The organism is Amycolatopsis sp. NPDC003861 (assembly GCF_053605405.1).
Genome location: NZ_JBSGJD010000322.1, coordinates 1 through 9,118, shown reverse-complemented (window position 1 = coordinate 9,118; position 9,118 = coordinate 1). Strand labels below are relative to the sequence as shown.

The following is a 9,118-nucleotide window of genomic DNA, read 5'->3' as shown; positions in this document are numbered from 1 at the left end:
CCGCTGCGTCGCGCGGCCGCGGAGCAGGCCACGACCCGGTTCGCCGAAAACACCGCGGCCGGCGCCAGGAGCGGTGTTTCCGCGGCGGCGCCGGCGGCGACAACCGGCCAGTCCGGGCACCACAGCACCAGCAGCCGCGGCGCGTCGTTCACGCTCATCCCGCCACCTCGATCAGCGGCCGCCGGGCTTGTCGCTTCCCGGCGGCAACGGCGCCGCCGGGGCCGGGCAGCTGCAGCGGGATCGACTGCGGGCGTGTGGCGGCGCCGCGGCCGCGGCTGGTGGCCACGACGTCGCAGGCTTGGAGATAGCCGTAGCCGTCGGAGGTGGTGCCACGCCAGGTGTGGCCGGACAGGCGCAGTTCGACATCCGCGCTCGGCCAGGGGCCGGCGGCGAGGAGAACAGCACCGCGGGTACGCAGCCGGCCGGCGAGCCGCTGTGCCAGCTGCGGCGAAGCGCTGCGGCACACCGTCGGGCCCGCCACGATCAAGTCGAAGCCGTCGACCAGCGCCGAGAGCACGGCTACCAGCTCCGCACCCGGGTCCGGGACCAGCGCCATCCGGTCCAGGTCGACGCCCAGTTCGGCGGCTGCGACCAGGCCGACGTCGGGCATCCCGGCGACCGCGGCCCACGAACCGACCTGGGTCGCCTCGGCCAGCAACGCCAGCACCAGCGGCGTCGACCCGAGAACCGAGACCGTGCTGCCCCGCCGCAGCCCAGCGCCGGGCAGCAAAGCTCCGAGCGCCGGCAGCACCGGAAGTGCCTCGGTGGGCCCTGTGGTGTCTGGGCTGGGATGGCGGAGCTGGGAGGCCGTGCGGATGCCGGCGATCGCGGCGAGCTCCGCGAGCGCTTCCGGTTTCGCCACTGCCACTCACCTCCAGCACCACGAGCCCGCACCGGAGACATCCGCGCACCACGGCACGGGCGAACCCGACCACTCTCCTCGAACACCTGTTCGGAGGATGCGAGATTACTGCCGCCCTGTCAAGCCGACCCACCCAGCTTCACTCACTCAGGCGTGAAGGTCAGCGCAGCGCAGTCGAGACTGCACCGATAGTCGCCGATCAGGGCATTGACCTGCACGGACACGGCGCGAGTGGGCCGATCGGGTTACCGTCGGAGCAGGCCGTTGGCGTCGGGACGGAGGTCCGCATGGCTCGTCGAGACGACGCTTCGCGCGTGCCGGCCTGGGTCAAGCCGATGCTGGCCAAACCGGATGGCGGCCGGCTGCGCAGCGGGTCCGAATGGGCGTATGAGTACAAGCTGGACGGCTACCGCGCGGCCATGCGCATCGGCGCCGACGGCACGACAGTGCTCGCCAGCCGCAACAACATCGATTTCACCGCCGAGTTCGCCGACCTCGCCGACGTCCTCGCTCCCGCGCTGGACGGTCAGGCCGCGTACCTGGACGGTGAGGTCGTCGTCTACGACGCCGACGGCCGGATCGACTTCGAGCTCATGCAGGAACGCCGCGGCCGCTACGTCAAGCACCACAGCTCCCTGCGCCGCGACGAGCCGTTCAACGACATCGCGGTCCGCTTCCTCGCCTTCGACCTGCTCCAGCTCGGCAACCGCAGCCTGCTCACCAGTCCCTACGACCAACGCCGAGAGTTGCTGACGAGCCTGCCGATGCCCGACCCCTACCGCGTCTCCGTCGTCCGCGCCGTCACCTTCGACGAGCTGGCCGCCGACCGCTACACGCCGGCCGACTTCCTCGCCCACGCCGCATCCGCCGGCTACGAGGGCGTCGTCGCAAAACTGCGCAACTCCACCTACGTTCCCGGCCGCCGCCCGGACTCCTGGCTCAAACACCCGTTCATCCAGACCCAGGAAGTGATCATCTGCGGGTGGCGGCCCGGGCAGCGCAGCTTCGCCGGCACCCTCGGCGGGCTCCTGCTCGGCGCGCACGACCCCGAGTCCGGCGCGCTCGTCTACATCGGCGACGTTGGCACCGGCTTCAGCCAAGCCGCCCGCGCCGACCTGCTCACCGAGCTTCAACCCCTCGAACGTCGCACGCATCCCTTCGCCGCCGCGCCGCCGCGCGAGGACGTCCGCAGCGCCCACTGGGTCCAACCCGACTTGATCGGCGAGATCGTCTACCGGCAATTCACCCGCGCCGGCCGCGTCCGCCACACCGCGTGGCGCGGCCTTCGCGCCGACAAGAAACCCTCCGACGTCCTCGCCCCTCGATCCGTCCACGCACCCGCCGCGGCGCCAGCCGCAAAACCCATTCCATCCGAGTCAGCGTCACCGGCACCGGTCGGCCAGCGCATCACCGTTCAAGCAGGCAAACGACGCCTCACCTTGTCCAACCTGGGCAAGCCGCTCTACCTTGACGGCTTCAGCAAGGGCGAGGTGATCAATTACTACTCCCGCATCGCCGACGTCCTGCTGCCCCACCTGTCGGGCCGGCCGGTGACGTTCATCCGGTTCCCCGACGGCGTCGGCGGGCAGCAGTTCTTCGAGAAAAACGTCTCACGAGGTGCGCCCGACTGGCTGCCCACGGTCCGGCTGCCCAGCACTGGCAGCCGCTCCGGCCGCGGCGAAGGCGAGATCGAATACGCCTTGCTCGACGAACTCGCCTCCCTGGTGTGGGCCGCGAACATGGCCGCCCTGGAGTTGCACGTCCCGCAGTGGCAAGTAAACGCCGACGGCCGGCGGCTGCCGCCAGACCGGCTGGTATTCGACCTCGATCCCGGACCAGGTGCCTCGATCGTCCATTGCTGCCGCGTCGCCGAACGCCTCCGCGACCTGCTCCTCGTTGACGGCCTGACGCCGTTCGCGAAAACGTCCGGCTCGAAGGGCATGCAGCTCTACGCCGCAATCGACACCGATGACCCCGCTGCCCCCTCGGCCTATGCCAAGAAGCTCGCGCAACGGCTCGCCCGCGAAACCCCGGACGCGGTGACCGCCGTGATGGCCAAGACCCAGCGCGCCAACCGTGTGTTCATCGACTGGTCCCAGAACAACCCAGCTAAAACCACTGTCGCGCCCTACTCCCTGCGCGGCCGCGACTACCCGACCGTGTCCACCCCAGTCACCTGGGTGGAAGTCGAAGCCTGCCGCCACATTGCCCAGCTGACGTTCACCGCCGACGACGTCCTCGACCGCGTCGATCGCCACGGAGACCTGCTCGTCAGCCTGGGCGACACACGAGCCGAGCTGCCCGACCGACAAGCCCGGGGACTCCCAGGCCGCCGTTGAGTTGTAGCGGACCGTCAAGGCCCTTGGTAATCGGCCGTCGCGGCCGTGCCGCAGGGCAAATATGGTCGTACCGGCCTGGCCGATGCGCGATCATACGTCCATGGACGCCCGCCGCCTCAGAGTCATCAGTCAGCTTCCCGTCGCTGAACGCTTCTCTGTACTCGGTGAAGGCCTGGAGCTACTGGCCGACAACGTCGCCACGCTCGAGCGAGACGCCAGAACACTCAGCACCTCTGGCAGCTATCGCGGCGCCGCAGTCCTCCGGTGTTTCGCCGACGAAGAAGCCGCGAAGGTCATGATCCTGCTCGACCTCGCCCGCGCCGGCTGGAAGAATCACACCACCGTCAAGTCGTGCATGGCGAATTTCTACCAACACCTCGCCCGAGGCCTGTACGTTCGAGCCTATCGGGGCTCGCCTGCAGACCTCGCGGAGGTCCGCAGATACGTCGATGGTCTACGGCAGCAGTACTACTTGGACGGCCCCATGGAGATGGATTGGATCTTCGGCAACGAGATCACAACCGACCGCGAAGAGCGGCTGTACGTCGACTACGTCGTCGACGAGAACGACGAGGGCCGATGGACCGGCCCCGCCGATCGCTTCGCATACGTCGATGAAGACTACATCTCTTCAGCACCGACGAGCACCATATCCGCGCTGACGACTGCGATGCATCAGATCGGCCTCCTCAGCGAGGCAGGACTCAATGCCACCCGCGAAGTATGGGATGGTGTGATCGTCGACGACACCATGCGATGGACAGAACTTAGACAGCTCAATATCGCCGTCATTACCAAACTCCAGTCAACTTATCTTGAGTACACCGACCAAGACACCGAAACTCTGAGAGACGTCGTGAACAACTGGGGCTTTCCTCTCGCAGACCTCGATCTCACTCTCATAGAAGTGGATCGAGCAGACCTGCAAGAGGCACGCCAACGACAACTGGCACGCGAAATGGGGATGCTTGACGGCTTCGAAGGCGGCTACGACCACTTTTGACCAGGCTATCTAGTTAGGCGCCATGTGAGGGAATATGCAGATGGCGGTGAGCCCTACTCGCAACTGCCAGCACTCGTCGCCGATGGTGTTCAGAGCTCGCAGGGGCCCGGCTAACTATCCACAGATTGTCCACACCTCAAACCACCGGTGGATAAGTCGACTTGATCCGATCGTCGTCGATGGACTCCGCCGAGATCATGGCTCTCTTCCGTCGACCTATCAGATGCGCAAACAGCACCCGATCTTGCCTGCAACCGTTCACCTTGCGCTGCTTTCGACCTCGCCCCTGGCTTCCACGGTGTCGAGGCCAAGCGCCATGTGCGGTCAGTACTTCCAGGCCGAGCCGGTGCCGCGATACTGCTCGACCGGGATCGGGTTGATGCCCTCGCGCATCTGGTCGGTGTAGAGGATGCCGTGCAGGTGGTCGACCTCGTGGGCGACGAGGCGTGCGACGCCGCGCTCGAACACGGTGATCTTCGTCTGGCCGTCGATGGTGGTGTGCTCGACGTCAATCATGTGCGAGCGCGGGACTTGCCCGCGGACATCGAAGAAGGACAGGCAGCCCTCGTACTGCTCGTCGACGTCGCCGGCGGACTCGATGATCGTCGGGTTGAACAGGGTGATCGTCTCGCCATCCGGCGTGCGGACGATCGCCGCGGCCCGGTCGATCCCGATTTGAGGCGCGGCAATCCCCATCCCTTTGCCGAACGTGTGGGCTTGGGCGACGCGTTCGCACGCCGAGTTCAGCTCGGTCACCACGCGGCGGGCGTCCTCGGCCTCGGCTGGGAGGTCGAAGCGGCGGGCGACGCGGCGCAGGGCTGGGTCGGTGTCCTGCACGATGCCGAGCGACGCCATCACCTCGCTCGGCGCGGGCGGCGGCCCGTCGACGGCTGCGGCACGGCCGCGGAAGTCCCATTCGAGGCGGTAGCGGGCGTGCAGCGGCGGGTCTTCGCAGGACCAGGAGAACACGTGCCGGTCGCCGGTGGCGTCACGAGCGATGGCGGTGGCGAACGGCATGGCTTGAGCGGTCATCGAGGTGTGCAGTCCCCACACAGCAGCCGAGAGGTCCGCGGGGAAGTCCAGGCACACCGACAGGGTGCGGGTCGGGAGCCGGACGGCGCGCTGGAACCAGTTGCCCCAATGGACTTCGCTGACCGTGTACTCGTACTCGATCCAGCAGGATTCCCCGGGATACAGCGGAAAGTGCCCGCGTTCGCCGGCGAAGAGCAGCCAGACCTCCTTGAACGCGTCGCGGTCGTGATGGGGAGTCCAGTCCATCGCGTCCGCACGGTTCTGGCCGTGCCAGGCGTGCAAGTTGATTTCGTCCCAGGCGAGCGGGTTTTCGCTGTAGAGCTGGTTCGAGCGTTCCGGGTCGCCGGGGTAGCGGTCGACGGAGATACGGATCAGGTAGCGGGTGATCGGTTCGGTGCCTTCGTTGACGAGGTGGCGCCGCTGGGTGAGCCGGTAGACGCCATCGTCGTAGCGCAGGGTCGCGTCGTCGTGATCGACCACGAGGCTTCCGGCTCCGACCGTGGTGTCGGGCACCGACGGAACGGCGGGTCGGACTTTCGCCGGGCGGTGGGCTTCGAAATCGCGGAACGCGGTGTGCAGGGCACCGCCGGCGCGTAGCGCGATTTCGGCGTGCCCGGCGAAGGCCTCGGAGGGGCGCTCGGTGCCGGAGAGCACCTTAGACACGTAGGAACGGTCATAGCCCATCGCCTTGGCCAGGGCGGCGCGGGAAAAGCCGCGTACGTCGCGCCAGCGCTCCAGTTCGACAGCGAAGACGTTCACCTCGTGGTCGGCTCCGCCGGTGTCGGTGGTGCTGGTCGCGCCCGTCGTCATCGTCGTCTCCGCCGTTCGGGAACCGTGAGTGTGCGTGAACGCACCGTGAGTCGCTTCTCAGTCTAGTTGCCCACCGTCGGCTCGCGGTGTCCTTGATCTCGCAGCGCACACCGACGTACCCGATCCGTTGACGGAAACGGCGGTGGTCGTGAGCTGACAGGTGGCCGATCAGCGCGAGGAGGGGCAAGTGGACACCCAGAGCGGGAGTGAGGACTCGACGCGTCCGGTGCGGGTTGGGGTGGTGGGGCTGCGACACGGCATGCGCCACGTGGCCGGCTTCCACGCCGTCGACCGGGCGGACGTCACCGCGGTGTGTGACCTGGATCCGGAGAGGACACGGTCAGCACTGCGCACGGCGTCGCCGGGATGCCGCGCGGTGAGCTGGACGGAGATGCTTGAGGGCGGCGTGGCGGACGCGGTGGTGGTGTCGCTGCCCAACGATGCGCACGCTGCCTACGCTCGTGAGGCGCTGCAAGCGGGTCTGCACGTCGCGGTGGAGAAGCCGCTGTGCGTGACCGGAGCCGAGGCGCTCGACCTCGCGGAGCTGGCCGAGTCGAACGGGCTGGTTTTGGCGGCATTGCACGACTTCCGGGTCGATCGGGCGCACTGGGCCGCCCGCGAACTGGTCCGCACCGGCGCGCTCGGACACGTCTACGCCGCGCGAACCCGCTGGTTGCGGCGGGACAACGCTCCGGGCTCGTGGTACCGGGACCGGGCTCGCGCCGGCGGCGGGGTGCTGCTGGACCTGGGCACTCACCGCCTGGATCTCGCGCTGTGGATGCTGGACTTCCCGCAGGTACTCGATGTGCGCGCGGTGACCAGCCGAGCGCTGCTGCAGAGCCGTGACGACGGCGGCGACGTCGAGGACAGCGTCGCGGCGTGGCTGGAGCTGGACGGCGGAACCACAGTGCACGCGGAGATGTCGTTCCTGGGGCACCTGCCGCGTGCGGAAGACGTGCTGCTTGAACTGCGTGGTACCGAGGCGAGTCTGCGTGTGAGCAACGTCGGCGACTCCTACCGCGACTACGCCCTCACGGTGTTCCGCGGCGGCCAGGGTGCCCACGAGCAGGTGAGCTACCCGGTGCTTCCCGACGCGCCCTCGCTCTATGCCGACTTCGTCGCCGCAGTCGCCACCGGCACCCCCGTGCTCTGTCCCGGCGACCAGGCTGCCGCGGTCGCCGAGCTGATCGACCGTCTCTACGTCGCCGCCGGCCGATGAGCGCCGCCCTGGACACCGCGCCGCCAGAGCGGGTTCTCGACGTCGACCTAGACACGCTGCTTGCGACGGCCGGCGGGGTGAGCGCGCTACGAGCCCGGGTGGAAGACGCGCTGAATCGGCATAACCTTCGGGTGCACCTGGTTGTGCTGTGCCACGGCACCGATCCGCAGCGGTTCACGACCACCGCACGGCTATACCGCGCGCTGAGCCCGGCGCTGCGGACCGACCGGGTCGAACTGGTCGTCTCCTACCAAGGCGGCCCGGCGCCGCGCGAACTGACCGACCTGCTCGAGCCCGATGCCTCCGTGTGGTCCGAGCATCCCGAGCTGGCCGGCCCGGACGGCGCCCTGCTGCCGCGGGTGGGCAAGACCGAGCACCTGCTGGCCTGCCTGGCCATGCTGCGATCCCAGCCGAGCAACCCCGACCGGCAGTTCGTGGTGTTCCTTGACAGCGACTACCTCGTCTACGACCCGGTCGACGCGGTGGCGCTCTACGCCCCCTGGGTCCTGGGCTTCTCATCCCCGGACGGCGGCGCTCCCGCCGAGGCCCGGTTCACCGGTCTGGAGGTCGCCAAAGGCGGCGGACTGCGGCTGGTGGCGGACGCGGAGCTGACGACGAACGCAAGCACCGATCGGACGCTGAGCTTCCTGGATCTGCTCGACGCTGCCATGGCGCGCGCCGTGCCGCACGCCCCCGCCGTAAGCGCGACGCTGCCAACGGGCGCCGTCCCGACACCGCAAGTGCTGGAGCGCACACTGGCCCCGGCGCTGCTGGCCGAGCTGACCACAGCGATGGGCCGCTACACCCAAGCCGGCGGCCGGTCCTCGCGCGGGCTATCGCAGTACCTGGCCAGCCGCAACGCACACCCGCTGGAACAGGCCCTGACCCGGTTCCCGTTTCTGCTACACGGCGACCAGGGCGCCACACTGGCGGCCTGGTCGGCGATGCCGCTGGCGCCGGGCTACGGGCTGGAGCTGTCGTTCCTGGCCGCAGCCCTGCGCTCGGGCCGGAGCCGGGTGGCCTCCGTCGTGACGCTGCCGCACGCGCACCTGCCGAAGAACGACCGGAGCAACTTCGCGCTCGGCGTCGAGATGTTCGCGCTCCTGCAGCAGCTGATCGGCGCCGACCATCCCGCCGGAGCGCCCGGGCGTCCCGTGCGGCGTGCCTCGGCCACCCCGCTGGGCTACCGGTTCGTCGACCTCGACCCCTCCCCGCCGGTGCCCGCGCTCTACCCGCCCCTGACCGCCTGGACGACCGTTGAGGAGAACCGGCGATGACTCCCAGCCTGCGTGTCGGCGTGCAGTACACGCCCCGCGCCGATCAGAACATCAGCAGCATCGTGCGCGCCGCCGTCGAAATCGAGGCGATGGGCTACAACACGATCTCGCTGCCGGACCACCTCACCCGCGCCGACGGCGGGCGGCTTGTCGCGCTGCCCGACCCGGTCGCGCTGCTGGCGCGGCTGGCCGCCGACACCCGCACGATCGGTCTGGGCACGATGACCCTGCTCGACGCGCTGCGCCACCCCGCCCAGATCGTGCGCAGCGCGGCCACGCTGCAACGGATCACCGCCGGGCGGTTCGAGCTGGGCCTGGGCGCCGGCTGGCTCGGCAGCGACCTGGCCGTGCTCGGCACGACCGCCCGGGCCCGCATGAACACCCTTACCCGCACGCTCACCCTGCTCCGGTGCGCCTGGCCCGGTCCCGGCTCACCGGACACGCGAGAGGGCGCCGACGACGTCGAGGCCCGGGCGGCGGTGGCGGCGAGCGCCGCCGGTGTCCCGGCGCCGGCGCTGGTCGTGGCCGCCCGCGGCCCCCGGCTGCGGCGGCGGCCCGCCGCGACGGGCGAGGTCG

The 9,118-nt window shown here is 69.2% G+C and carries 7 protein-coding genes and 1 pseudogene; 5 read left to right on the top strand and 3 right to left on the bottom strand.

Annotation, left to right across the window (positions count from 1 at the left end; genetic code table 11):
* A pseudogene (locus ACWEVN_RS43300) lies at positions 1-158 on the bottom strand (DNA polymerase Y family protein); the annotation flags it as partial.
* Positions 155-862, bottom strand: coding sequence for a hypothetical protein (locus tag ACWEVN_RS43295; protein WP_452055158.1), 708 nt, complete (start codon positions 860-862; stop codon positions 155-157). The gene ACWEVN_RS43295 and the pseudogene ACWEVN_RS43300, both read right to left, overlap by 4 nt.
* Positions 863-1,149: 287 nt before the next feature.
* Between ACWEVN_RS43295 and ligD the strand changes: the two genes are divergently transcribed.
* Both ligD and ACWEVN_RS43285 read left to right on the top strand, forming a co-directional pair.
* Entirely contained in the window at positions 1,150-3,201 is a 2,052-nt protein-coding gene (ligD, locus tag ACWEVN_RS43290) for a DNA ligase D (RefSeq protein ID WP_452055157.1), read from the top strand.
* A 100-nt stretch (positions 3,202-3,301) separates the two neighbouring features.
* Positions 3,302-4,204, top strand: coding sequence for an AbiV family abortive infection protein (locus ACWEVN_RS43285; protein WP_452055156.1), 903 nt, complete (start codon positions 3,302-3,304; stop codon positions 4,202-4,204).
* A gap of 324 nt (positions 4,205-4,528) precedes the next feature.
* On the opposite strand, the gene ACWEVN_RS43280 is transcribed toward ACWEVN_RS43285, so the two are convergent.
* Positions 4,529-6,046 (bottom strand): peptide deformylase, encoded by a 1,518-nt coding sequence (locus tag ACWEVN_RS43280; RefSeq protein ID WP_452055155.1) that lies wholly within the window; start codon positions 6,044-6,046, stop codon positions 4,529-4,531.
* Between the two features lie 187 nt (positions 6,047-6,233).
* Between ACWEVN_RS43280 and ACWEVN_RS43275 the strand changes: the two genes are divergently transcribed.
* From ACWEVN_RS43275 to ACWEVN_RS43265, 3 genes are all read left to right on the top strand, one after another.
* A complete protein-coding gene (locus ACWEVN_RS43275) occupies positions 6,234-7,265 on the top strand; it encodes a Gfo/Idh/MocA family protein (RefSeq protein WP_452055154.1) in 1,032 nt (343 codons plus the stop codon).
* A 131-nt stretch (positions 7,266-7,396) separates the two neighbouring features.
* Complete coding sequence (locus ACWEVN_RS43270; RefSeq protein WP_452055153.1) at positions 7,397-8,542, top strand: hypothetical protein; 1,146 nt, start codon at positions 7,397-7,399, stop codon at positions 8,540-8,542.
* On the top strand, positions 8,539-9,118 hold a 580-nt coding region (locus ACWEVN_RS43265), incomplete at its 3' end, for an LLM class flavin-dependent oxidoreductase (RefSeq protein ID WP_452055152.1). The genes ACWEVN_RS43270 and ACWEVN_RS43265, both read left to right, overlap by 4 nt.

Excerpts from the sequence above, each read along its gene's own strand:
- ligD (WP_452055157.1), top strand. The coding sequence starts at position 1,150 with ATGGCTCGTCGAGACGACGCTTCGCGCGTGCCGGCCTGGGTCAAGCCG.
- ACWEVN_RS43285 (WP_452055156.1), top strand. The coding sequence starts at position 3,302 with ATGGACGCCCGCCGCCTCAGAGTCATCAGTCAGCTTCCCGTCGCTGAA.
- ACWEVN_RS43280 (WP_452055155.1), bottom strand. The coding sequence starts at position 6,046 with ATGACGACGGGCGCGACCAGCACCACCGACACCGGCGGAGCCGACCAC.